The organism is Ideonella sp., from assembly GCF_041287625.1.
Taxonomy (GTDB): domain Bacteria; phylum Pseudomonadota; class Gammaproteobacteria; order Burkholderiales; family Burkholderiaceae_C; genus Ideonella.
On record NZ_JBGGNH010000027.1, the window covers coordinates 199,091 to 220,819 of the forward strand.

The 21,729-nt window shown below is 65.2% G+C and carries 20 protein-coding genes and 1 tRNA gene; 6 read left to right on the forward strand and 15 right to left on the reverse strand.

Annotated features, from left to right (window positions below; genetic code table 11):
- Nucleotides 1-49 precede the first annotated feature (49 nt).
- Nucleotides 50-125: transfer RNA gene (locus ACAH41_RS10855), tRNA-Phe, on the forward strand.
- Nucleotides 126-284: 159 nt separating this feature from the next.
- Nucleotides 285-2,006, forward strand: a complete 1,722-nt coding sequence (locus tag ACAH41_RS10860; RefSeq protein ID WP_325656328.1) for a site-specific integrase — start codon at nucleotides 285-287, stop codon at nucleotides 2,004-2,006.
- Nucleotides 2,007-2,646: 640 nt separating this feature from the next.
- Here the strand turns inward: ACAH41_RS10860 and ACAH41_RS10865 are convergent.
- The gene (locus tag ACAH41_RS10865) at nucleotides 2,647-2,865 is read right to left on the reverse strand and encodes a hypothetical protein (RefSeq protein WP_325654400.1); all 219 of its coding nucleotides are present in this window, start codon (nucleotides 2,863-2,865) and stop codon (nucleotides 2,647-2,649) included.
- 631 nt (nucleotides 2,866-3,496) lie between these two features.
- On the opposite strand from ACAH41_RS10865, the gene ACAH41_RS10870 reads away from it, so the two are divergent.
- Entirely contained in the window at nucleotides 3,497-3,790 is a 294-nt protein-coding gene (locus ACAH41_RS10870; RefSeq protein WP_325654401.1) for a helix-turn-helix transcriptional regulator, read from the forward strand.
- Between the two features lie 474 nt (nucleotides 3,791-4,264).
- On the opposite strand, the gene ACAH41_RS10875 is transcribed toward ACAH41_RS10870, so the two are convergent.
- The 5 genes from ACAH41_RS10875 to ACAH41_RS10895 all read right to left on the reverse strand — a co-directional run bounded on the left by ACAH41_RS10875 (nucleotide 4,265) and on the right by ACAH41_RS10895 (nucleotide 8,835).
- Nucleotides 4,265-5,614: a type II toxin-antitoxin system HipA family toxin gene (locus ACAH41_RS10875; protein ID WP_325654402.1), complete on the reverse strand. Its 1,350-nt coding sequence runs from the start codon at nucleotides 5,612-5,614 to the stop codon at nucleotides 4,265-4,267.
- 3 nt (nucleotides 5,615-5,617) lie between these two features.
- Entirely contained in the window at nucleotides 5,618-5,896 is a 279-nt protein-coding gene (locus ACAH41_RS10880) for a helix-turn-helix transcriptional regulator (RefSeq protein ID WP_325654403.1), read from the reverse strand.
- Nucleotides 5,897-6,062: 166 nt separating this feature from the next.
- Nucleotides 6,063-7,445: a HipA domain-containing protein gene (locus ACAH41_RS10885; protein WP_325654404.1), complete on the reverse strand. Its 1,383-nt coding sequence runs from the start codon at nucleotides 7,443-7,445 to the stop codon at nucleotides 6,063-6,065.
- Nucleotides 7,445-7,738: a helix-turn-helix domain-containing protein gene (locus tag ACAH41_RS10890; RefSeq protein ID WP_325654406.1), complete on the reverse strand. Its 294-nt coding sequence runs from the start codon at nucleotides 7,736-7,738 to the stop codon at nucleotides 7,445-7,447. The genes ACAH41_RS10885 and ACAH41_RS10890 overlap by 1 nt, the downstream gene beginning before the upstream one ends.
- A gap of 197 nt (nucleotides 7,739-7,935) precedes the next feature.
- Nucleotides 7,936-8,835 (reverse strand): LysR family transcriptional regulator, encoded by a 900-nt coding sequence (locus ACAH41_RS10895; protein ID WP_325654408.1) that lies wholly within the window; start codon nucleotides 8,833-8,835, stop codon nucleotides 7,936-7,938.
- A 101-nt stretch (nucleotides 8,836-8,936) separates the two neighbouring features.
- Here ACAH41_RS10895 and ACAH41_RS10900 point away from each other — a divergent pair, with 101 nt between their 5' ends.
- The 3 genes from ACAH41_RS10900 to ACAH41_RS10910 all read left to right on the forward strand — a co-directional run bounded on the left by ACAH41_RS10900 (nucleotide 8,937) and on the right by ACAH41_RS10910 (nucleotide 11,496).
- On the forward strand, nucleotides 8,937-9,806 hold the full coding sequence (locus ACAH41_RS10900; protein ID WP_325654410.1) for an NmrA/HSCARG family protein: 870 nt from the start codon (nucleotides 8,937-8,939) through the stop codon (nucleotides 9,804-9,806).
- Between the two features lie 68 nt (nucleotides 9,807-9,874).
- A complete protein-coding gene (locus tag ACAH41_RS10905; RefSeq protein WP_325654411.1) occupies nucleotides 9,875-10,633 on the forward strand; it encodes an SDR family NAD(P)-dependent oxidoreductase in 759 nt (252 codons plus the stop codon).
- A 95-nt stretch (nucleotides 10,634-10,728) separates the two neighbouring features.
- Nucleotides 10,729-11,496 carry an SDR family oxidoreductase gene (locus ACAH41_RS10910; RefSeq protein WP_325654413.1) on the forward strand — a complete coding sequence of 256 codons (768 nt, stop codon included), beginning with the start codon at nucleotides 10,729-10,731 and terminating at the stop codon, nucleotides 11,494-11,496.
- An 87-nt stretch (nucleotides 11,497-11,583) separates the two neighbouring features.
- Here the strand turns inward: ACAH41_RS10910 and ACAH41_RS10915 are convergent, their stop codons facing one another.
- The 9 genes from ACAH41_RS10915 to ACAH41_RS10955 form a co-directional block, all read right to left on the reverse strand.
- Nucleotides 11,584-12,510, reverse strand: a complete 927-nt coding sequence (locus ACAH41_RS10915; RefSeq protein WP_325654415.1) for a sugar kinase — start codon at nucleotides 12,508-12,510, stop codon at nucleotides 11,584-11,586.
- A gap of 14 nt (nucleotides 12,511-12,524) precedes the next feature.
- Complete coding sequence (locus ACAH41_RS10920) at nucleotides 12,525-14,024, reverse strand: altronate dehydratase family protein (protein ID WP_325654417.1); 1,500 nt, start codon at nucleotides 14,022-14,024, stop codon at nucleotides 12,525-12,527.
- Nucleotides 14,025-14,063: 39 nt separating this feature from the next.
- Nucleotides 14,064-15,221: a mannitol dehydrogenase family protein gene (locus ACAH41_RS10925; protein WP_325654419.1), complete on the reverse strand. Its 1,158-nt coding sequence runs from the start codon at nucleotides 15,219-15,221 to the stop codon at nucleotides 14,064-14,066.
- Between the two features lie 10 nt (nucleotides 15,222-15,231).
- A complete protein-coding gene (locus ACAH41_RS10930) occupies nucleotides 15,232-16,242 on the reverse strand; it encodes a zinc-binding alcohol dehydrogenase family protein (RefSeq protein WP_325654421.1) in 1,011 nt (336 codons plus the stop codon).
- 8 nt (nucleotides 16,243-16,250) lie between these two features.
- On the reverse strand, nucleotides 16,251-17,087 hold the full coding sequence (locus tag ACAH41_RS10935) for an amidohydrolase family protein (RefSeq protein ID WP_325654423.1): 837 nt from the start codon (nucleotides 17,085-17,087) through the stop codon (nucleotides 16,251-16,253).
- On the reverse strand, nucleotides 17,084-18,100 hold the full coding sequence (locus ACAH41_RS10940) for an aldo/keto reductase (protein WP_325654425.1): 1,017 nt from the start codon (nucleotides 18,098-18,100) through the stop codon (nucleotides 17,084-17,086). Before ACAH41_RS10940 ends, ACAH41_RS10935 begins: the two co-directional genes overlap by 4 nt.
- A 51-nt stretch (nucleotides 18,101-18,151) precedes the next feature.
- Nucleotides 18,152-19,093, reverse strand: coding sequence for an ABC transporter substrate-binding protein (locus ACAH41_RS10945; RefSeq protein WP_325654427.1), 942 nt, complete (start codon nucleotides 19,091-19,093; stop codon nucleotides 18,152-18,154).
- A 62-nt stretch (nucleotides 19,094-19,155) separates the two neighbouring features.
- Nucleotides 19,156-20,139, reverse strand: a complete 984-nt coding sequence (locus ACAH41_RS10950; protein ID WP_325654429.1) for an ABC transporter permease — start codon at nucleotides 20,137-20,139, stop codon at nucleotides 19,156-19,158.
- Complete coding sequence (locus ACAH41_RS10955) at nucleotides 20,136-21,695, reverse strand: sugar ABC transporter ATP-binding protein (protein ID WP_325654432.1); 1,560 nt, start codon at nucleotides 21,693-21,695, stop codon at nucleotides 20,136-20,138. Before ACAH41_RS10955 ends, ACAH41_RS10950 begins: the two co-directional genes overlap by 4 nt.
- Nucleotides 21,696-21,729 lie beyond the last annotated feature (34 nt).

A 21,729-nucleotide genomic window follows, 5' to 3' on the forward strand; every position in this document is an offset into this window, starting at 1 on the left:
ACTTCGCTGATCGCACATCAACACGCTTGATTGCCCCAGCAAAGTGATTGGCCTGGTAGCTCAGTTGGTAGAGCAGCGGATTGAAAATCCGCGTGTCGGTGGTTCGATTCCGCCCCAGGCCACCAGGAACGCTAAGCCCTTGATTCTTAACAGGATCAGGGGCTTTTTGCTTTCCGGAGCATGCCTAACCCGCTTGGATTGGTACACCAGGCAGGTACACCGTGGCATCAATTCCCACTGCGTCTAGACTCGCTGGCACCCGCATCCCGCGTCGTCGTTCGTTCATGGCTCAGCCGTTCAAGCATCCCGCCTCCGGCATCTACTATCTGCGCCGCAAGGTGCCTCCCGAATTGAGGGCGTCTCTCGGGCGTGAGTTCAAGCAGTCACTGAAGACCCGCGAGCCCGCGGAGGCCAAGGGGCTGTTTGCAGAAGCTTGGGCCAAGTCGGAAGCAGCCTTCGCATCTGCGCGAGCCCAGCTTGCCGGCATCGAAGTGATCGACAGGGCAGATGCGTACCAACTGGCCGCGAGGTGGTTCAGGGAGGAGCAGGAGCGGATTGAGCGGGCAGGCGCGTTCGCGGAAATGCTCGTGGAGGGCTCTAGAACGCTCTGTGAGCGCGGCGATGAGGCGGGTGAATGGGTGACCAGCTACCTCACTCTTCGGGAGGCTGCGGAGCAGGACATCGGGCCGCCGGACGACGATTGGGCGGCGCTGGTCGCGCCCCACATCGCCACGTCACTGCGTCAAAACAATCTGCCCCGGCCTGCCCCTGGTGGTCTGGCGGCTGAGCTTCTCAACGCGGCATTCCTAGAGCACCTACACAAGCTCTCCGAATGGGCAATGCAGCGATACGACGGTGTGTATGCCGCCCTCGGTGTCAATGTAGCTCCGGTCCTTCCCCTGCGCTCTGAACAGAGCAAGCCTACACGGCCAAGGGCAATCAAGCTCATGGCTCTCTTTGGCTTGTATGCAGAGGACAAGACCCTCAACGATGGCGACACGCGGGCGACTCGCAAGACCCTGGCGAGCTTTCAGGCGACGGTGCAGCGCTTCACAGAGTTGATGGGCGACTTGGACGTCACTGCTATCAACCGCGAGGTTGTAGCCCGGTATCGTGCCGAGCTTGCTCGCCTGCCTGCCAAGGGGGAGGGGACTCGGGGACTCAATGCTTCTCAGCTGATAGCAAAGGCCGAGAAGGAGGGGCTGCCGCGTCTGTCTGAGCCGACGATCCGCAACCACATTCGAGCGGTGTCGGCGGTGCTGAGTCATGGTGTGCGGCTGCAGCGGCTTACCGAGAACCCAATCATTGCTGGGGGCGTCGGTCGTAGTGCGGCCAAGGCTGCCACACGCCGAGTGGCCGGAATCAGGCGGCGCAAGGACTATTCGCCTGATGAACTGCGGGCCATCTTCACTAGCCCTGCCTTTACGGAGACAGATTGGGCACCGCCGCGTGCTGCGTTCGGCAAGGCTTGGTACTGGCTGCCGCTGTTGCTGTACTACACCGGAGCACGCAGGGAAGAGCTTGCGCAGCTGAAGGCATCCGATGTCAAGAAGTCGCCTGATGGCATCTGGCACCTGAACATCCTTGCGGCAGAAGACGAGGAGGACGGTGGCCGCGGGGTCAAGACTGAAGGCAGCCGGCGTTTGCTTCCGCTACACCCGGACTTGGTCAAGCGAGGGTTCCTGGACTATGCATCGTCGTTGCCGACAAAGGGGCAACTCTTCCCGGACTTGAAGCCAAGCCCCAGTGGCTACTTTGGTGCGAACTTCGGCAAACGGTGGGCGGTATACCTGAAAGAGACTGTGAAGCTGGATAGCTCAGTCAGTCCCATTCACGGATTCCGCCACACCTTCAAGACGCTATCCCGCGATGTTGGCATCCCTGAAGACGTGCATGACGCGATCACAGGCCATGCGGGAACCGGAGGCATTGCTCGGGACTATGGCTCTATGCCGCTATCCCGGATGGCTGAAGAACTAGCCAAGTTCCCGCTGGTACCACGATAGGTTGGAAGCGTCCTTGCCTCTCCGACTGCGGTAAGCCTCTCACGAGATTTGCTGTACGGAGAGAGCGAAGAGCACTCTCTGAGGAGCAGATCAGACGGCTAGTCTTCAAGCTTCTAGTAGGCCTTCTTGGGATCCTACTGTTCGAGGTCCAACTCCCTTCTGCCTCTCGGTCTATTCAGTCCGACTGGCCTGCTGGCTTCCAGGTTTTCTAAGCCGTCCCGCCCTGCACCAACCTCCAGGGCATCTGAGGGCTTGGGCCTTTCCGGAACCTAGGGCCTCACGGGCTCTCACTTCTTCCGAGCTTCCGAGCTTCCGAGCTTCCGAGCCTGGAGGGCCTCCAAGCTTCTTTCCGGGGGGGGGGGGGGCTCTCTGGGGGGGGGCTATAGAGGGCTTCTGACTTCGGCAGGCATAGATGCACGAACAAGTACGCGGCTCGGTCCCTCTGTTAGTAGGGTACCGAAAGTTCGCTGTGATGGCTTGCGGGCGTCGGGGGGGGGCTTGATGTGGGGGCATCGCACCCGCTGCCTCGGATGGAAGAAAAATTTTTCGCTTTGCAAGGCCGAATGGCGGACCCGCTTCAATTGCTTGGTGTTGTCCCAGTCGGTGCATTGCTTTGGCCGAAAGCGTCAATGCAGCCTAATTAAGGTCGCCTTGCGCGCTCCGACAAATCTGCCGGGGCAGGTAACCCTTTGATGTCGAAGATGACCACGAATATCACAACGACAATCGCGAGCAGGATATAGGTTGCAATATTCCCTTTTTTTTCAGAAGCGTTGAAGGCTTTACTTGCCTTGGACAGCAGAAGAAAGAAAATAGAGGCGACTCCGCAGAACACCATGAATTTTATGCCATTGAGCATCTGATTAACCGTCGTTGCGCTTGTGAGTAAGCAGCCTGTACGCGAAGAACATCAGTGCTAGGCTCATCAGAGCCAGTGTCGCTCCGGGGAGTGTCAATAAAATCCGTGTATTGAATGGAAAGACACCAATCCCAAGAAGTGCCAAAATCAAGGCGCCTAGAATCTTCAAGATTTGCTCTCCTGCGTAAATCGTTTAAAACTATCTGTTTGCTTGCTGGGTGGTATTTTTCTGAGCATCTAGTCAGCGTACGTCCCCACTAAGTTGATGTCGCAAAGTGCCAAGCTGACCATTTCCTTCTTTAGTTCGATCAATGCAAGGTAGATGTGATTTGCCACCTCTGGTGAGCATTCGTAGGCGATCTTTTCAGGCCGGCCCTGGTTGGAGATGCATACTTCTGCTGTGCTCCCCTGTGGGGTATGGTTTGTATAAATATTAATGTGCTGTGTCACTAAGGTTTTCTCATTGGCTGTGCCGTGCAATGCTGGAATTGGCGGCGGCAATGAAGGCCGAGTCCACAAACATGGCACTCACTGAGATGGGCGTCTGTTGGTCCCTTCGGAACACCGTCAAGTCTAGCAATGAAATCTAAAGGTTGTAGTCCTAAAGATTGCGGATTGGTCCACTGCCGCGGTGGGCGTCTCAAACACATCCGACTTCGGGGCAGCAGTCCTTTTCGCGCGCAAGGCGGTAGGCCTGACCCAGGAAGACTTCGATGAGGTGTCCAGCCGGGTCTACGTCAGCGCGCTAGAGCGAAAGATCAAGAAGCCAACTCTCCCCAAGGTTGATGCGCTTGCGGGGCGAATGGGCTTGCATCCCCTGACCGTGTTGGCCCTTGCCTACTGTGTGCATCCCGGCGATCAAGGCGAGGTCGAAGAGTTGCTTGCGATGGTGCAGCAACAACTTCTAGCCTTGACCGAGCGTTGACTTACGCCCGCGCGCTGCAAGAACTTTTGCAAGAACCTCGCGATGAGGGGATGGCACGCGGTCAGAGTTCTTGCAGAAGCACGCAACCTTGCCGCTTCGTCTAGACCTCACGCCCATGCGCTTCAGGGCGATGACGAGGATCCTGGCTGGCTTGTGTGACTTGGATAAGGCATCCCGCAGTCGGCGAGCGCCTACCGCTCGGCCGGCGCAACACGGTTGTAGCTTGGCTGGTACCTTTAATTGGTACACTCATGAACATCCGCAAGACTTCAAAACTCTGCTGATTCATAGGGTTAGGCTTCTGAGGTGTCGTGTCGGTGGTTCGATTCCGCCCCAGGCCACCAGGAATGCCAAGCCCTTGATTCTTAACAGGATCAGGGGCTTTTTGCTTTCCGAAGCAGGCCTGTGCCGCGCGTGCCTTCCGAGCACAGGCGAGCACGGGCCGTTGCCCCGGCGCGCATGAAGATGTCGGGATCAACCAGCAAGGCGCTTCGCTGCCTCTTGCATCCCGTCAAAAATCGCGTCTGCCACCCGGGCGGCAAATCCCTTCGGCAAACCCGCTCCGACCTCCGCGATGACCGCCGGTGTTCGCGCGACGATGTCTTCGATCAGGTGGTCCACTTCCCGCCCATCTTCCGTCAGCACGCCATGCCGCCTGCCGAGCGCCAGCCAATGTCGTCGCAGGATGTCGCGCATCTTCCAGTGCTCGTTGGTTGACCGCACGGCCATGGCCATCCTGGCCTTGAATGGTGAGAGGTGCGATGACCCCTTGCCCAGCACCGGGTACGCCGACAGCACGTCGTACCGCGGTGTCAGCTGGTAGCGGCCGCCGGGGCGCAGGAACAGGCTGAAGTTCTTGGCGTGGCCGTCGGTGGCGCACAGCATCCAGAAGAGCAGTTGCGCCTTGAAGAAGGCGCGACGGTCCTGCTCGCGGGTCATCGAGCCATCGAGCACATCGAGGATGCGGTCCATGCCCGGTCCGCCGTCTGCCTCGTACTTTGCTTCGGGCGGCGCGCCGGTGGCCTGGCACATGTCTTCCTGCGGCAGTCGGATGAGGCGGTTCTCCCCGGAAGGATGCGTCCACCAGGCGCGGTCGAAGCGCTCGACGACCAAGGCCTTCACGTCCTCGAACTGCAGCGGGTGGCAGGTCGCAACGGGCAGCCCGAACTCTCGCAGGATCAAGGAGCACAGCCACTCGTTCTCGACCGAGTCGTGCATGTCGAGCTTCATGCCGCCGATGAGGCCCAGCGGCAGCTTGAAGATGTGCGTCGTAGGTGTGCTGCCGCGTGGGAGGCACCACTGGCCGTCTTGCAGCAGCAGGGCCGTCTTCTCCTGGGCGCCGGCAATCGAGATGCGGAAGTCGTCGTCATCGCCGCCCCAGCCCATGGCATTCATGGTGGTGGTCCCGCGCAGGACTTGGGCGACTTGTGCCTCGCTCAGGGACTCGGCCTGCAGAGGCGAGGCGCCGGTGGAGCTTGCGCCCTCGGGCAGGATCTCCAGCGCACCGACGCAGTCCCGACCGATCTCGGCCAGCAACTCGAACGCTCTGGTTGATCCGGTGTTGAAGCGGCGCGCCAGCCGCTCCCGGATGTCCTTGCTGTCGGGCAGCAGGTTCTCGAAATAGGCGCGGACCTTGTCGCCACGGTGCGGCGCATTGCCTGGCGTGAAAGGCAATGACAGGGACAGCGGGCGCCCTTGCTCGGACTGGGTCCAGGCCGCGTCGTACTGAAGGGTGTCTGGCGCGTTCGGCGCCAGGCTCCAGTTGCCGACGTAGGCCCCGTTCATCCAGAGGCCCAGCGTTCGGGTGTGTGAGCGGCGCCCCATGGCTTACCAGGCTGGCTTGTCGGTAGCGGCGCGCTGACCAGGTGGGACGGGTGCCGGCGTGGGGGAGGGCTTCCCGAGCGCCAATTCGACGCCCAGGATGTTGAGTAACTTCAGCAAGCGTGCGGCGCCCACCTTGTCGGCGTTGCGCTCCATTGCCGAGTAGGTCTGTTGGGAGATACCCAGGCGCAGGGCAACCTCGCCCTGGGTGAGGCAGGCTTCCTTTCGGAAGGCCTGCAGCAGTGAGGGCAGTTGCTCGGCGGTGCGTACGGTGAATTGGGCCATACAGGCTGAATGCTGTAAATTGACAATACAGGCTTTGATACGTGAATCGAGCTTACGCGCTAGAAGCTGTATTTGCAATCTACTGCTTGTGGGCTGTTTTCCTCGGGACCTGCCCAACGGCCAGAGCCGCGCGAGGTTGGCTGGCATCACGCAGCGCGGCTGCCAGTCACAGGAACTCGCGCTTCATCTTCGCGGCGTCATCGGCCAGCTGGGTCAGCCGCGCGGCCTGTCCCACGATGAAATCTCGCAACTGGGCTGCGAAGGCACGCTCGGCCTCGTCGATGTACTCGGGGGCCTGCGCCTGCAGCGGGGCATGCTCGGTTGCGAGTTTGGCGAACCGCCTTGCCTCGCGTTTGAGGAGTTGCCGGTCCACCCCGCAACGCTGCGCAAAGTCCGCCAACGCAAACGCCGTCACGTCTTCCAGCCTGAATGCATCGCCCCAGGCCATGGCCAGCTCATGGTCGATGCCGGGGTACTGAACAACGCTGACCAGGTCATACCAGGGAGCCGGCTCCAGGCCCTCGCGATGGACGAAGAACGAGAAGTTCTTGCCGTGAGCATCGCTGTTGCCAATCAGGAACTGGAACAGGGACCACCTGAGCAAAGTCATGCGCGCTGCAGCCTTGTTCACAGTTTGTTCGACCCGGTGGAAGAGGACCTCGAAGCTCACGCCGTCGCGAACGTGGCGCACATGCTCGCCGCTGCCGAGGTTGCGCTCGTACTTGTAGGTCGACGGCAGGTCCGATGCCTGGCAGGCGTCGATGATGTGCAGTCGCTGGACGACAGCGCTGGCTTTCACTTGCGATGCGATGCGGTCAAAGCGTCGCACGAGCAGTACCGGCCGCGGTGTCCTGCAGAGGGTGACATCGGCCACTGGCAACTTCATGCGCCGGGCAAGCGTCATGCAATAGTGTTCGTTGACGACGAGATGTGGCGTCAGCTCCCGTTCGGGCTCGGGCTTGAGGATGTGTGTGGAGGCCAGCGGCGGCTCGACGAGGAACAAGCGACCGCCCTCATCCAGCGGCAGGTCGAGGTAGACCATCAACTTGTCCTGCACGCCCGCGATGGACATGCGGACCTTGCCGTCCCATACGGCCAGAGGCATCAGGTCGCGCTCAGCGAGCCGCTTGTCGAGTTCATCGAGTGCCACCTCTCGCGGCGGTGTTGTTGCGATGGCCGGGGGAGCTTGGTCCGCTGGCCAAAAACGGAACGCGCCCGTGGTCTCCGCGCCGAGGGCGCTGATGAGCGCGTAGATGTTCGACTTCGATACGTGGAAGGTCGAGGCGGTGACGTCGAGCGCACGTCCCTCGGGCAGCAGGTTCTCCACGAAGCGCTTCACGGCTCCGGCGGCGTAGCCGGCAGCGGGAGGGCGGAAGGCAAGCGCAGGCGACAGCGGAAACGCGCCTGGCTTGGCCACCCATGCCGCGTCGTAGTCCAGCGACCATTGGTCGTGCAGGGGCACGTGCCTCAGCGTCGCCGCCTTCTGGCCTTCGGCCCAAAGATTCAGTGCGTGGTGCGCGATGACCGTTGGGATGCCGAATCCGCTCATCACTGCTCGGACCCCTCGTTGCCAAGCTCCCGTGCCACCTCCACTGCAGGATGGCCTTTGGGGCCCAGCATCAGCGCGAGGCCCAGGCTGTCCAGCACGGTCAGCAGCTTGTCCACCCGTACGGAACCTTTGCCATTCTCCAGACGGGACAGCAGATCCACGGAGACGCCGCTCAGCGAAGCAGCATCGTCAATCCTGAGCGATTGCTCGCGGCGGCGAGCGCGTATGGCGGGGCCGAGGTCCGCAGTGGAATTGATGCGCAGGATGTCATTGGTGGCAGGGATGCGCAACATTTCGGAATTCCAAGAATTCTGCGTTTAGAGGCGAGCTACAGGATTTATTTCTGTAATTCCGAAATAGTACGCCCATGAGCCTCCACTGAAAAGGAATTCCTGGAACTCCGAAATACGGTGTCGCCGACGCTTGTTGAAGGCCGAAAAGCTGAAATTCCGAAACCATCGGCTGTATTTGCCGCCCAGTGCGGCGCGGCTCAGTCGATGAAGCCCGCCAGTTCATCTGGCGACCCTGTCGGAAACGACGCCTTCAAGAACTCCAGGAAGGTCGATACACGGGCGCTCAGCAGCCGGCGAGAGGGGTACAAGGCCCACAGCGCAATCTCCGGGCCTTCGACGTCGCCCCAGCACACCAGCCTCCCGGCGGCCAGATCCTTGGTCACCAGAGAGATCGGCACGCGCGCCACACCGACGCCCGCGCGAACGGCGTCCCGCACCATGAACAACGAGGCAAGACTCAAAGCGGGTCTCACGGTGATGCGCTTCTGCTTGCCAGACGCGCCGGTGTACTCCCAGGAAGATGTCGCGGCGCCGAAGCTGCCGCCTCGCATGACGGCTGGCACCGTCGCCTGGCCTGCAGGTGGCTTGAGTTGCGGACTGGCGACCACAACCAGGCGATCCCTCACGATGATCCGCCCCACCAGCCTCGCATCCGCGTCGGGGTTGACGCGGATCACGAGGTCGTAGCCTTCCTCCACCATGTCCACCGCCCGGTCCTCGGTGGTGACCTCAAGGCGGATCTCGGGGTACTGCAGCGCGAACCTGGCTGCGAGCTTCCCCATGGCGGCCTGCGAGAAGAGCAGCGGCGCGCTCACCCGCAAGCTGCCTCGCGGCGTCGCGCCGCCCGACGTGATCGCCGCAGCTGTTTCGTCGATTTCGAGCAGCAGCGCCGAAGTCCTCTCGTACAGGGCGCGTCCCTCTTCGGTGAGTTTCAGCGCCCTCGCGCCCCGCTCGAACAACCGCAGGTTGAGGCCGCTTTCCAGATCTGCCACGCGCCGCGACAGCGTGGCCTTTGGACGACCCGATTCGCGCGCTGCACGCCCCACGCCCCCGTGTCGGGCAACCAGGTTGAAGTCAGCCAGCGCAAGCAAATCCATCTGTTCCACCCATGAGACGAAGTGTCCAAATATAACGGCTATCGGCCTTCATGAGGAACGAAGAAGATCTGGTCTCGCTTCAACCACACACGGAGTTTTTCATGACCATCCTGATCACCGGCGCCTCTGGCGCCATCGGCCGCCAAGTCGTTCAGCAACTCGTGGACCGGGGCGCCGCCGTGCGGGCACTCGTCCGCGACCCGGCCAAGACCCAGTTCCCTGCCGGCGTCGAAGTCGTTCAAGGTGACCTGCTCGACGTCGAGTCGCTGCGTCGAGCCTTGGCCGGCACTTCCACGCTGTTCCTGCTCAACGGCGTGGTTCCCGACGAGTTCACGCAGGCCCTGGTCACGCTCAACCTGGCGCGCGACGCCGGCATCGATCGCATCGTCTACCTGTCGGTGATCCACAGCGACAAGTACCTGAACGTGCCCCACTTCGCCGGCAAGTTCGGCGTGGAGCGGATGCTCGAGCAGATGGGCTTCGGCGCCACCATCCTGCGGCCTGCGTACTTCATGCAGAACGACCTCACGGTCAAGGACGTCATCACCGGCTACGGCGTGTATCCGATGCCCATCGGCAGCAAGGGCCTGGCCATGATCGACACGCGCGACATCGCGGAAATCGCGGCCCTCGAGCTGCTGCGCCGCGAACAAGCACCGGGGTCGCTGCCGCTCAGCCGGATCAACCTCGTGGGCCCGGACGCGCTGACGGGAAGCGACGTCGCCGGCATCTGGTCGGACGTTCTGGGTCGCCCGATCAACTACGGCGGCGACGACACCGCAGGCTTCGAGAAGAACCTGCTGAACTTCATGCCGGGCTGGATGGCCTACGACATGCGCTTGATGAGCGAGCGTTTCCTGACCGAAGGCATGAACCCCGACGCCGGTGACGTCGAACGCCTGACGACGCTGCTGGGCCGGCCGCTGCGCTCCTACCGCGCCTTCGTTGCCGAGACCTCGGCTTCGGCCTGAGCTGCCACCTCCGAAGAACGCCAGGTCTTTGGCACAGAGCAGAACGCATCTCTGAAAGGAACACCGAAATGAAAACCACGCAGAACACCATCCTCATCACCGGCGGCGGAACCGGCATCGGCGAGGCGCTTGCGCATCGCTTCCATGACCTCGGCAACACCGTGATCATCGCGGGCCGGCGCATGGAAACGCTGAAGAAGGCGGTCGGGGACCGGCCGCGCATGCACGCGCTCACGCTTGACATGGACGACCCCGTGAACGTCGCGGCGTTTGCGGAGAAGCTCATCAAGGACTTCCCCGAAGTCAACGTGCTGGTCAACAGCGCCGGCATCATGCGCATGGAGCCTGGCCTGGACAAATACCGAGACCTGAGCGATGCCGAAGCCAGCGTCACCAGCAACCTGCTCGGGCCCATCCGCCTCACGAACGCACTGATCGAGCACCTGACCCGCCAGCCCGATGCGGCCATCGTCAATGTGAGTTCGGGTCTCGCCTTCGTGCCCCTGGTCATTGCGCCGACCTACTCGGCGATCAAGGCAGCGATCCACAGCTACACCGTGTCGCTGCGTGCGGTCCTCAAGGACAGGGTCGAAGTGATCGAGTTGGTGCCGCCCGCGGTGCAGACGGACCTGACCCCTGGCCAGAAGACCAATGAGCGCTTCATGCCGCTCGACACATTTGCCGATCAGGTCATGGCGATCTTCCAGCAGACGCCCACGCCGCACGAGATCCTCGTGGAAGGTGTCGACTTCATGCGCAACGCCGAGAAAGAGGGCCGATTCGACGATGCCGTGGCGGCCATCAACCCGTTTCTACCAAAGCGCTGAGGCGCTCCTTACGCAGCTCGCGCCCAGCGACGTGCGCCGCGCGCTCCCGTGGCGAGCGACAAAGGTTCAAGTCGAAGACTGCAGGCAAGTTCAGCATGTTCCGCGCATGGGACGAGCCGTCCAAATTTGACGGCTATCGGAACGAAATGGGAACAACGACCATCGAGGCCTGTTTCAACAAACCGGAGTTTTTCATGAGCACTCACATCGCCACCGGCGGATCGCCGGCCCGTCCCAAGCTTCTGGTTCTCGGTGCCACTGGGAAAACCGGTCAGCTGATCGTCAGGCAGGCGCTCGCGCGCGGACATCAGGTGCGCGCGCTGGTGCGCTCGCCGGAGAAAGCCAATGGACTGGAGGGCGCGGAAATCATCGTTGGAGACGCGCGTGACGAAAGCGCACTGCGCAAGGCCCTGAAGGGCATTGATGCGGTCGTGAGTGCGTTGGGTACGCCGGCCAGCCCGTTCCGGGAAGTGACGCTGCTTTCGACCGCGACCCGCTCGCTGGTCAATGCGATGCAGGCGGAAGGCATCACCCGCCTGGTCTGCATCACCGGCATGGGTGCGGGCGACAGCGCTGGACACGGAGGCTTTCTGTTCGACCGTGTGATCTTTCCCGCTCTTCTGCGAAAGGTCTACGCCGACAAGAACCGTCAGGAAGCCGTGGTCCGGAACAGCGGGCTGGAGTGGGTGCTGGTACGGCCATCGGTGTTGAACGACAAGGCAACTCGGCCTGCCGTCCGCGCACTGACGGATCTTTCTGGGTTCCATGGCGGCAGCATCGCGAGAGCCGACGTCGCCAGCTTTGTGCTTGACCAGGTGCAAAGCGATGCCTGGCTGCATCGCACGCCGCTGATCTCGTGGTGATGGCACGCATCTGGGATAAGGCGCTCGATGGCAGCGGCGCGCGGTGTGCGTTTCAGGAAGGGCCAACGGCCTCCAGTGGCCGCAGGGTCAAACCTGCAGCTCAGCCCGCGTGGGCAGGCCGTCGCAGTCTCCCGGGAATTGAACGACGCGCGCCCCGATGGCGCAGCCGCGTTGCGCCGCCGCTTCCAGCGTCAACCCCTCGAGCAGCGCGCTGACGACGCCAACCGCGAAGCCATCGCCTGCACCCACGGTATCGACCACTCGCTGCACCCGGACGCCTGGGACGTGTGCGCGAAGTCCCTGCTGGTTGGCGCAATAGGCGCCGTCCGGGCCCAGCTTGACCACGACGGCTCCTGCGCCCAGCGCCAGGTAGAAAGCGGCGATGTCGTCGGGCTGTGTTCGGCCTGTCAGCAGCTGCCCTTCCGCCAGGCCGGGCAGCACCAGGTCGCTGATGGCCGCGAAACCGTTGATGGAGCGGATCATCTGCTCGCGGTCCGGCCACAGGCGCGGGCGCAGGTTCGGGTCGAACGACAGGCTGCTGCCCTGCTTGCGCGCGCGCTCGGCGAGCCTTTGCGTCAGCTCGCCGCAGCCAGGCGACAGCGCGGGCAGGATGCCCGTGAGGTGCAGGTGGCGTGCCCGGGTGCCGTCCAGGCGGGCGAGATCCCCTGCGTGCATGCGGCTGGCCGCAGAACCGCGGCGGAAGTATTCGATCTGCGGATCGGTGCCGTCCGCTTCGAGCGACTTCAGCATGAAGCCGTTGGAGCTGCCTTGATCGACGCTCGCGAAGTCCGCGACGATGCCTTCGCGCTGAAGGACTTCGGCGAGGAAGCGACCGAAGGCATCGTCGCCCAGCCGGGTCAGGTAGCCGACGCGCAAGCCGAGGCGCGCCAGGCCGATTGCCACATTCAACTCCGCCCCGGCGCTGAACCGGCGGAACCGCTCGACGGCATGCAGGCTGCCTGTCTCCTCTGCCGCCAGCAAGACCAGCGCCTCGCCAGCGGTCAGGACGTCCAACGTTGCGCTGGCGCTCACATCACGGCCCCGAGTTGCCACGGCACGAATTCGTTGTGGCCAAGGTCGTGCTGCTCGCTCAGCGTGTGCTGTCCCGAGGCCGTGGCCAGCATGAGCTGGAACAGGCGCTCACCTGCCTGCGCGACATCCAGCGTGCCGTCGACGATCTCGCCGGCATTGAAGTCCATGTCCATGCGCATGCGTTCGAACATCGGGGTGTTGGTGGCCAGCTTGATGGACGGCGTGGGCTTGCAGCCGTAGGTTGAGCCGCGCCCGGTGGTGAAGCAGATCAGGTTGGCGCCGCCGGCGACCTGGCCGGTGGCCGAGACCGGGTCGTAGCCGGGCGTGTCCATGAACACCAACCCGTGCGCGGTGACCCGCTCGGCATACTCGACCACGTCCATCAGCCCGGTGTTGCCGCCCTTGGCGACGGCGCCGAGCGACTTCTCGAGGATGGTGGTGATGCCGCCTGCCTTGTTGCCGGGCGACGGGTTGTTGTTCATGTCGCCGCCGTTCTTGCCGGTGTAATCCTCCCACCACCGCAGCCGGGCCATCAGGCGTTCGGCGATCTCGGGCCGCGCGGCGCGCGCCGTCAACAGGTGCTCGGCGCCGTAGATCTCGGGCGTCTCCGACAGGATCGCGGTGCCGCCATGGCGCACGAGCAGGTCGACTGCAGCGCCGAGCGCGGGGTTGGCGCTGATGCCTGAATAGCCGTCCGAGCCGCCACACTGCAGGCCGACGACAAGCCGGCTCGCGGGCAGCGTCGTGCGGCGGGCGGTGGCCGCGAGATCCAGCATCTCCCGCACGATGGCCTCCCCCTTGGCGATGGCCTCGCGGGTGCCGCCTGCATCCTGGATGGTCATCGTGCGCAGCCGCCCGGGAATCGCCGCGAGCCGCGGGTCGACCAGGCCGTCGACCTGGTTCACCTCGCAGCCCAGCCCGATGATGAGCACGGCCGCGAAGTTGGCATGGGCAGCGTAGCCGCGCAGCGTGCGCTGCAGCAACTCGATGCCCTCGCCGCTTCCGCTCAGGCCGCAGCCGCCGCCGTGGGTGATCGCGACGACGCCGTCCACGCCCGGCCACTCGGCCATCGCAGCGCCCGAGAATGCCTTCTCGATGGCCTTGCACACCGTCGCGGAGCAATTGACGCTGGACACCACGCCGACAAAGTTGCGCGTGCCGACACCGCCGTCTGCGCGCAGGTAGCCCTCGAAGGTGGCGGGCACCTCCACGGGCCGGGTCGGCACGTAGGCATGGCCGACGCCATGCAGCGGATGCGAGTCGCCCATGTCCAGGTTGTGCACGTGCACATGCTCGCCCGCGGCGATGGGCGCGGTGGCCGTGCCGATGACTTGGCCGTACTTGCGCACCACGGCGCCCGCTGCGATGTCTGCGAGCGCGATCTTGTGGCCCGCGGGAATCTCGTTGCGAACCGCCATCAGCACGGCGCGGGCCACGGCGACGTTGTCGTCCGGATGCAGCACCAGCACCGCCGGAGCCTGGGTCTCAGCCGACATGGCACACCTCCGCCCCGCCGGGCACCGTTCCCATTCGTTTCATGACGGATCCTGATTGGTTGGGCCGGACGACGCGATGGCGCCGAGCAGCCAGGGTTGGGCAAGCGCCGGCGCGTGCTCGCGGGCCGCCGCGACCACGGGCGCCAGGCGGCGCGCCTTCTTCTGGTCGTGGTTGCCCGCGATGTCAGCCAGGCGATGCGCAAGAAACGGGTTGAGCAGCCGCTCGCGAACCTCGTCCCGATAGGCCGGCGCGGCCGGGCCCTGACCCAGGGCGTCGAACACCGGCAGCACCTCATCGGTCCACACGCCCTCCAGCGTCAGACGCCACGCGGCGACATGCATGGCCTCCAGCACCGTGCGTCCGGCCGGCTGGCCCTCGCGCAGCCAAAGCTCCGCGAGCACCGTGTGCGCCAGGTTGAGCAGCCAGAGCTTGAGCCGCTCGAACTGCTCGAGCGCATCGGTTGCGACGATGGCGGGATGGCTGCAGGGAACGATCAGCCCGGCGGTTCGCTCGATCGCCCACAGTGCATAGGGCTCCGCGATCGCCCCGGCCGGCGCCAGCGGCGCCGACACGATCCGGTCGACCAGCGAGTTGCCCCAGACCAGATGACCGCGCAGCCAGTCCTCGAACGCCGCCGGCAGCTGCCAGGCCCTGGCAAGGCCGGCGACCAGTTCGCGCAGGCGGTCGCCGTTGCGCGACACCAGTTCGCACGGCAGCAGGCTCAGCGCAGCCTCCGGTTGGGCCAGCCAGCGGTCGTGCAGCAGCACCAGCAGTTTGGCGGGAAACGCCTGCGGCGCGGCGGCGTCGGGCGCGGCAAGGCCGGGGCCGTCTGCGTCGGCAAGTTGCCAGCCCGCGTCGCCGGTGTTCGAGACCACGACCTGCACGCCACCTTCGGCCAACTCGCGGCGCACGCGGTGCCATTGCGTGGTGGTGCTCAGTGCCGCCTTCACGGCGTGGCAATGGCACAGCTCATCGACTTCCCGCCCGTGCATCAGGCCCTGGAGCCGCACCGGGTAACCGCGGCCCTCGGCCAGCGCCGCGACGCGCGCCGCGCCCTGCGCGCTGCCTGTCGTCTGCACGACGGTGATGCCGCCCAGCGCCTGGCCGGCGTCCAGCGCCTGCGACACGAACAGGTCCACATGCGCCTGCAGAAAGCGGCTGGTGCCGAACTGGAGAATGGGATGGCCGAGTGGCATCGTCAGGCGCTCAGCATTCGATGATGGCCTTGATGACGCCCTCGGCCGGATCGAGCAGGCGCTCGAATCCGGCAGGGACGTTCGCCAGCGCCAGCCGGTGCGTGGCCAGTGCCGCGTCGGGCACCAGGCCTGCGCGCATGGCCGCGAGCACCGTCTCGAAGTCCTCGGTCGTTGCGTTGCGGCTGCTCAGCAGCGTGGCCTCGCGCTTGTGGAATTCCGGGTCCGAGAAGGCGATGTTGCCCTGCACGATGGAGACCAGCACATAGCGCCCGCCATGCGCGATGAAGCGGAATCCGCGCTCCATCGCCTTGGCGTTGCCGGTGGCATCGAACACTGCATCGAAAAACTCGTTGTCGGTCAGCCGGGCCAGTTCTTCCGTGTCGCCGTCACCCACAGTCACCGCTGCGTCAACGCCCAGGTGCGTGGTCGCGAAGTCCAGGCGGTCGCGCCGCGTGTCCAGCGCCGTCACGCTGGCGCCGCGCAGCTTGGCGAACAGCATCACGGCGAGCCCGATGGGACCTGCGCCGGCCACCAGCACGCGCTGGCCGGCCACGATCTCGCCACGGCGCACCGCGTGCGCACCGATGGCCAGGAATTCGAGCATCGCTGCCTGGTCCAGGTTGACACCGGTCGCAGCGTGCACGAACCCGGCCGGCACGCACAGCAGCTCGGTCAGCGCGCCGTCGCGATGCACGCCGAGCACCCGGATGTCGGTGCAGCAATTGGTCTTGCCCTGCCGGCAGGCGATGCAGTGGCCGCAGGACAGGTAGGGCATCACATAGGCCGGATCGCCGACCTGCAGCGGGCTTGCCGGATCGGTCTCCTCGACGATGCCGGAGAACTCATGCCCCATCACCCGCGGATAGTTCAGGTAAGGCTGGTTGCCCGTGAAGATGTGCAGGTCGGTGCCGCAGATGCCGACTCGCTTGACGCGCAGCATCACCTCGCCGGGCTGGCGCACGGGGCGCGGGCGGTCTTGGGCGACGAGGCGGCCAGGGGTTTCGCAGAGGACGGTGAGCATGAGGGGGTTCAGAGTCGGTAGAGGGCGGCGGCATTGCCGCCGAAAAGCGCAGCGCGGTCGGCGTCCGAGGGCGCAGGATCGACGGCGTCGATCAGCGCTTCGGCCATTGCGCGCCATGCGGTGTAGTCGCTCGCCAGCCGAAGCACTGGCCAGTCGCTGCCCCACAGCAGCCGGTGCGGACCGAACAGCGTCCACACCGCCTGCACGAAGGGCTGCAACGCCCCGCGCCCGGCGCCCGGGGCGGCCTCGGTGAGCAGGCCGGAGAGCTTGCAATGCACGTGCGGCAGCGCGGCCAGCCGCGCCATGTCCGTGCGCCATGGCGCCAGCGTGCCGCGCGCGATGGACGGTTTGGCGGCGTGGTCGACGACGATGGCGAGCGTCGGATGGGCGGCGGCGAAGCTGTGCAGCGACGCGAGGTGCCGCGGCATCACCAGCGCGTCGAACACCAGGCCGTGGCGTGCCATCGCGGCAGCGGCAGGCGCCAGCGCGGGGTCGGCAATCCAGTTGTCGTCGGGCAGGTCCTGCAGCATCGGGCGCAGGCCCTTGAGCAGCGGGTCCCGGGCGAGCGCCTCGATGGTGTGGGCCGCGTCAGCGGCCTTCAGGTCGGCCCAGCCGACCACGCCGCGCACGAAGTCGGTGCTGCGCGCGGTTTCGAGAAGAAAGGCGGTGTCTTCTGCAGTCGGCAGCGACTGCACCAGCACCGTCGCGTCGATGCCGTTCTCGCGCAGCAGCGGCGCGAGGTCCTGCGGCCCGAAATCACGGTGGATGGCGTGCAGTTCCGCCGGCGGCCAGGCGCCGGCGCGATCCGCCATGCGCCAGAAGTGCTGATGCGCGTCGACCCTCATGCGGCGCTCCCGGCGGGGCAGGGTGACTGCGGGTCGACCAGCCCGCGTTCGCGCAGGGCGTCCCACAAGGCCGTGGGGATGGCACGCTCGAACCACGCGACGTTCTGCCGCACCTGCGCAGCGCTGCGCATGCCGCAGAGCACTGCGGCGACGGCAGGATGCGCCAGCGGGAACTGCAGTGCGGCGGCCTCCAGCAGCACGTCGAATTCGGCGCAGGCTGCGCGCAGCGCTGCCGCGCGGGAGAGCGCGGACTGCGGTGCGTCCGCGTAGTCGAATTTCGCCTGCCCGGCCAGCAGGCCCGAATTGAATGGCCCGCCGACGACGATCGCGGTGCCGGCCTTCGCACACTGGTCGAGAAAGCCCAGCGCGCCTTGCTCCAGCAAGGTGTGGCGGCCTGCGAGCAGCGTGCAGTCCAGGTGGACTTCGCCCATCGCGTCGCGCGCCACCGCAGCCTCATTGACGCCCAGGCCGATGGCGGCCACCCGGCCCTCGGCGCGCAGTTCCTCCAGCGCGCGGAAGCCGCCGCCGCGGGTCAGCGCCTCCCAGTGCCTGTCGTGCTGCTCACCATGCGTCATGCGGCCGATGTCATGCACCAGCAGCATGTCGATGTGGGCGAGTCCCAGGCGCTGCAGGCTGTCGTCGACCGATCGCAGGATCGCGTCGCGGCTGTAATCGAAGACGGGACGGAATGGCAGCGGATCTGCCCATCCATCGTCCAGGGGCGCGACGCCCGGGTCTGGCCGCATCAGCCGCCCGACCTTGGTGCCGAGCACGAACGCGTCGCGCGGGCGTTCGGCCAGAAAGGCGCCGACCCGCCGCTCGCTTCGCGTGTAGCCGTAGAACGGCGCGGTGTCGAAGTAGCGCAGCCCGGCCTGCCAGGCCTCTGCCAGCGTCTCTTCAGCATCGTGCGCGCTCACCGGCGCGTAGAGCCCGGCAAGGGCCGAGGTGCCCAGGCCGAGCGCGCTGAGTGCGAGGCGGCCGCCGGCAATGGGTCGAAGAGCGCTTGCTTGCATGGCGATGTGGAGACCGGGACCGGGCGCGCGGTGCGCGCCGGGTCCGGCAGTTCAGTAAAGGACGTTCTTGGCTTCGGGCTTGTCGACGTTGCCGCGGGTCACCAGCACCACGCCGGTGTCGCGGAACTTGGGCACCTGCTTGCCGGCGATCACCTCGGCCAGCGTCTTCACGCCGAGGTAGCCCATCTGGTACGAACTCTGCACGGCGGTGGCCACGAGCGTGCCGTCGCGCACGAACTTCTGCAGGTCCTCGTTGCCGTCGAAGCCGATGGCGACGACCTTGCCGGACTTGCCGCTTTGCACCAGCGCGCGGCCCATGCCGACGGCGGTGGGTTCATTGGCGCCGAAGATGCCCTTGAGGTCCGCGTTCGAGGCCAGCACGTCGGTCGTCTGGTTGAGCGCGGTCGCCATCTGCGACTGGGAGTAGAACGGGCCGACGACCTGAAGCTTGGAATGCGCCTGGAGGTATTCCTTGAAGCCGCCGACGCGGCCGACCTCGGAGCCGGCACCTGCGACGTAGGACATGATGGCGACCTTGCCGGTGGTGCCGACCTTGGCGATCATTTCCTTGGCGCACATTTCGCCGGCAGCTTTGTTGTCGGTGGCCAGGAAGGACTGGTAGTAGGCCTTGCCGGCATCCGACACCATCGAGTCGATCAAGACCACCGGGATCTTGGCCTCCCAGGCTTTCTTCAGTGCGGGGACCAGTGCGTCGGGGTCGGAGGCGGCGAGCAGGATGCCGTCGACCTTGCGATTGACGGCGTTCTCGACCAGGTTCACCTCGTCGGCCACGGCCGATTCGGATGCCGGACCTGAAAACGTCATGGTGTGGCCCTTGCCCTCCTTGATCGCGGCTTCAGCGCCCTTGTTGACGTTCTGCCAGAAGTTGGAGTTGGTGGTCTTGACGATCACGGCGATCTCGCCGGCGCAAGCGCCAATGGATGCGAGCGCGAGCGAGCTGAGCAGCAGCAAGCGGGGAAGTCTGCGGTTCATGGTCTGTCTCCTGTCGATGTTGTGGTGGGGCGGTTCGAGAAGGCCTTGCGGCCGGGGCAACGTCATCGGCGATTGCGCATCTGGTCGATCCAGACGGTCAGAAGAATGACCAGGCCGATGATGATTTGCTGGGTGAACGCCGAGACGCCGTTCATGTTCAAGCCGTTGCGCAGGATGCCGATGACAAACGAGCCGATCATGGTTCCGGAGATCGTGCCGACCCCGCCGATCAGCGAGGTGCCGCCAATCACCGCGCTGGCGATCGCGTCGAGTTCGTACATCACACCCTCGTTGGGCTGCGCGGTGACCAGGCGTGACATCAGCACGCAGCCGGTGAGGCCGGCGAGCGCGCCGGACACCACATACGCGAACATCACGACCCGTCCGACGTTGACGCCCGACAGCCGCGCCGCCTCGGCGTTGGAGCCCACCGCGTGGATGTGGCGGCCCAGCGTGGTGCGGGTCAGCAGGATGCTGGCGATCACCGCCAGCACGATCATCAGCAGCACCGGATAAGGGATGCCGGGGAAGACCACGTCCGGAAAGCCGCGTGCATCGAGCTTGACCACGCGCCACAGCGAGCCGTTGCCGAGCTCGCCGAAGGCGTCGCCCAGGCCCGAGATGGCGCGCGCGCCGGTGATCTGCAGCGCGACGCCGCGCGCCACGAGCATCATGCCCAGCGTCGCGATGAACGGCGGCAGCTTCAGCCGCGTCACCAGCAGCCCGTTGATCGCGCCGCACAGTGCGCCCACCATGATGCCCAGCGTCATGCCCAGCGGCACCGACATCCCGGCCTTCACGGCAAGCGCTGCGACGACGCCCGACAACGCCAGGATCGAGCCCACCGACAGGTCGATGCCGCCGGTCAGGATCACATAGGTCGCGCCGATGCCGAGATAGACGATGGAGGTGACCTGCAAGGCGACGGTCATGCCGTTGCCGAGCGTGAAGAACGAGTTGCTCGTGGTGGAGAACACGACCACGAGCACCAGCAGGCCCGCCAGCGCCGCGAATTTCTGGATGAGATCCTTCTGTCTGTCGTTCATGGTGCAGTGGTCTGGAGCGTGGGAGCGTGCGTCGCCGTTGTCGACGAACGCACGGAGGCGTGGTGCATGATTTCTTCCTGGCTGGTGGCGCGTGTCTCCAGGATCTTGGTCAGCGAGCCTTCATGGAAGACGCAGACCCGGTCGGTGAGACCGAGGATCTCCGGCAGCTCCGAGCTGATCAGCACCACGCCGATGCCGTCGGCGGCGAGCTTGTCCATCAGTTCGTAGATCGCGTACTTGGCGCCCACGTCGATGCCGCGCGTGGGTTCGTCGAAGAAGATCACGCGGGAATCGCGGAACAGCCATTTCGCAATGACCACCTTCTGCTGGTTGCCGCCCGAAAGCAACCTGGCGACCTGGTCGGCCGACGGCGTGCGGATGCCCAGCGCTTCGATGTAGCGCCGCGCCGCAGCAGTCTCGTCGGCGAAGCGGATGAAGCCAAGGCGGCTGGAGATGGCCCGCATGTTGGCCAGCGTGACGTTCTGGGCGACCGTCATCTTCACCGCCAGGCCATGCGCCTTGCGGTCTTCGGACAGGTAGGCGATGCCGTGGCGGATCGCATCGATGGGCGAGCGGATGTCCAGCTTGCGGCCGTGCAGCAGCACCTCTCCGGCATCGACCGGGTCGGCGCCGAACACCGCGCGCGCGACCTCGGTGCGGCCTGCGCCGATCAGCCCGGCAAAGCCCAGGATCTCGCCGCGTCGCAGCTCGAAGTCGACAGGGCCGAACGCGCCCTTGCGGCGCAGGCCGCGTACCGCCAGCACGGTCTCGCCGCCGCGTTGGCGTGTCGGCGCAGGGAACTTGTCGTCGAGCGCGCGGCCGACCATCAGCGAGACGATCTCGTCGATGGACGTGGCCGCCAGGTCCATGGTCGCGACGTAGCGACCGTCGCGCAGCACCGTGACGCGGTCGACGATCTCCGCCATCTCGTCCAGCCGGTGCGAGATGTAGACGATGCCGACGCCAGCGCGCTTGAGTTCGTGGATCACCTTGAACAGCTGCGCAGTTTCGGTGTCCGTCAGCGAAGAGGTCGGCTCGTCCATGATCAGCAGCTCGGCGTTCATGGACAGCGCCTTGGCGATCTCGACCATCTGCTGCTGGGCGACCGACAGGCCTGCCACCGGCGCATCGGGCCGGATCGTGATGCCCAGCCGGTCGAGGCAGGCCTGCGCGCCGGCGCGCTGACGGGCCCGGTCAACGAACGGCCCGCGGCGCGGTTCCCGGCCGAGGAAGATGTTCTCCGCGACATCCAGGTGCGGCACCAGGTTCAGCTCCTGGTGGATCATCACGATGCCCTTGGCCTGCGCAGCCTGCGTCGAGCCGAAGCGCATCTCTTCGCCCTCGAAACGGAGCTGGCCTTCATCGGGCGCATGCATGCCGCTGATGATCTTCATCAGCGTCGACTTGCCGGCGCCGTTCTCGCCGCAGACGGCGTGCACCTCGCCGCGCCGGACATCGAAGCTGACGCCGGCGAGCGCGGTGACGTTGAGGAAGCGCTTTGTCACGCCACTCAGTTGGAGCAACGGCGGCAGCACGGACGAACCAGGGGAAGACATCAGCGAGGTCAGGAAAAATCGAAGGCTTGAGAAT

What these genes read in the sequence shown, in the direction of transcription:
- ACAH41_RS10930 (WP_325654421.1), bottom strand. Translation starts at nt 16,242, where the DNA reads ATGCTCACCGTCCTCTGCGAAACCCCTGGCCGCCTCGTCGCCCAAGAC.
- ACAH41_RS10940 (WP_325654425.1), bottom strand. Translation starts at nt 18,100, where the DNA reads ATGCAAGCAAGCGCTCTTCGACCCATTGCCGGCGGCCGCCTCGCACTC.
- ACAH41_RS10950 (WP_325654429.1), bottom strand. Translation starts at nt 20,139, where the DNA reads ATGAACGACAGACAGAAGGATCTCATCCAGAAATTCGCGGCGCTGGCG.
- ACAH41_RS10910 (WP_325654413.1), top strand. Translation starts at nt 10,729, where the DNA reads ATGTTCCGCGCATGGGACGAGCCGTCCAAATTTGACGGCTATCGGAAC.
- ACAH41_RS10935 (WP_325654423.1), bottom strand. Translation starts at nt 17,087, where the DNA reads ATGAGGGTCGACGCGCATCAGCACTTCTGGCGCATGGCGGATCGCGCC.
- ACAH41_RS10900 (WP_325654410.1), top strand. Translation starts at nt 8,937, where the DNA reads ATGACCATCCTGATCACCGGCGCCTCTGGCGCCATCGGCCGCCAAGTC.
- ACAH41_RS10955 (WP_325654432.1), bottom strand. Translation starts at nt 21,695, where the DNA reads ATGTCTTCCCCTGGTTCGTCCGTGCTGCCGCCGTTGCTCCAACTGAGT.
- ACAH41_RS10905 (WP_325654411.1), top strand. Translation starts at nt 9,875, where the DNA reads ATGAAAACCACGCAGAACACCATCCTCATCACCGGCGGCGGAACCGGC.
- ACAH41_RS10880 (WP_325654403.1), bottom strand. Translation starts at nt 5,896, where the DNA reads ATGGCCCAATTCACCGTACGCACCGCCGAGCAACTGCCCTCACTGCTG.
- ACAH41_RS10885 (WP_325654404.1), bottom strand. Translation starts at nt 7,445, where the DNA reads ATGAGCGGATTCGGCATCCCAACGGTCATCGCGCACCACGCACTGAAT.
- ACAH41_RS10860 (WP_325656328.1), top strand. Translation starts at nt 285, where the DNA reads ATGGCTCAGCCGTTCAAGCATCCCGCCTCCGGCATCTACTATCTGCGC.
- ACAH41_RS10925 (WP_325654419.1), bottom strand. Translation starts at nt 15,221, where the DNA reads ATGCCACTCGGCCATCCCATTCTCCAGTTCGGCACCAGCCGCTTTCTG.
- ACAH41_RS10895 (WP_325654408.1), bottom strand. Translation starts at nt 8,835, where the DNA reads ATGGATTTGCTTGCGCTGGCTGACTTCAACCTGGTTGCCCGACACGGG.
- ACAH41_RS10920 (WP_325654417.1), bottom strand. Translation starts at nt 14,024, where the DNA reads ATGTCGGCTGAGACCCAGGCTCCGGCGGTGCTGGTGCTGCATCCGGAC.
- ACAH41_RS10865 (WP_325654400.1), bottom strand. Translation starts at nt 2,865, where the DNA reads ATGCTCAATGGCATAAAATTCATGGTGTTCTGCGGAGTCGCCTCTATT.
- ACAH41_RS10890 (WP_325654406.1), bottom strand. Translation starts at nt 7,738, where the DNA reads ATGTTGCGCATCCCTGCCACCAATGACATCCTGCGCATCAATTCCACT.
- ACAH41_RS10945 (WP_325654427.1), bottom strand. Translation starts at nt 19,093, where the DNA reads ATGAACCGCAGACTTCCCCGCTTGCTGCTGCTCAGCTCGCTCGCGCTC.
- ACAH41_RS10875 (WP_325654402.1), bottom strand. Translation starts at nt 5,614, where the DNA reads ATGGGGCGCCGCTCACACACCCGAACGCTGGGCCTCTGGATGAACGGG.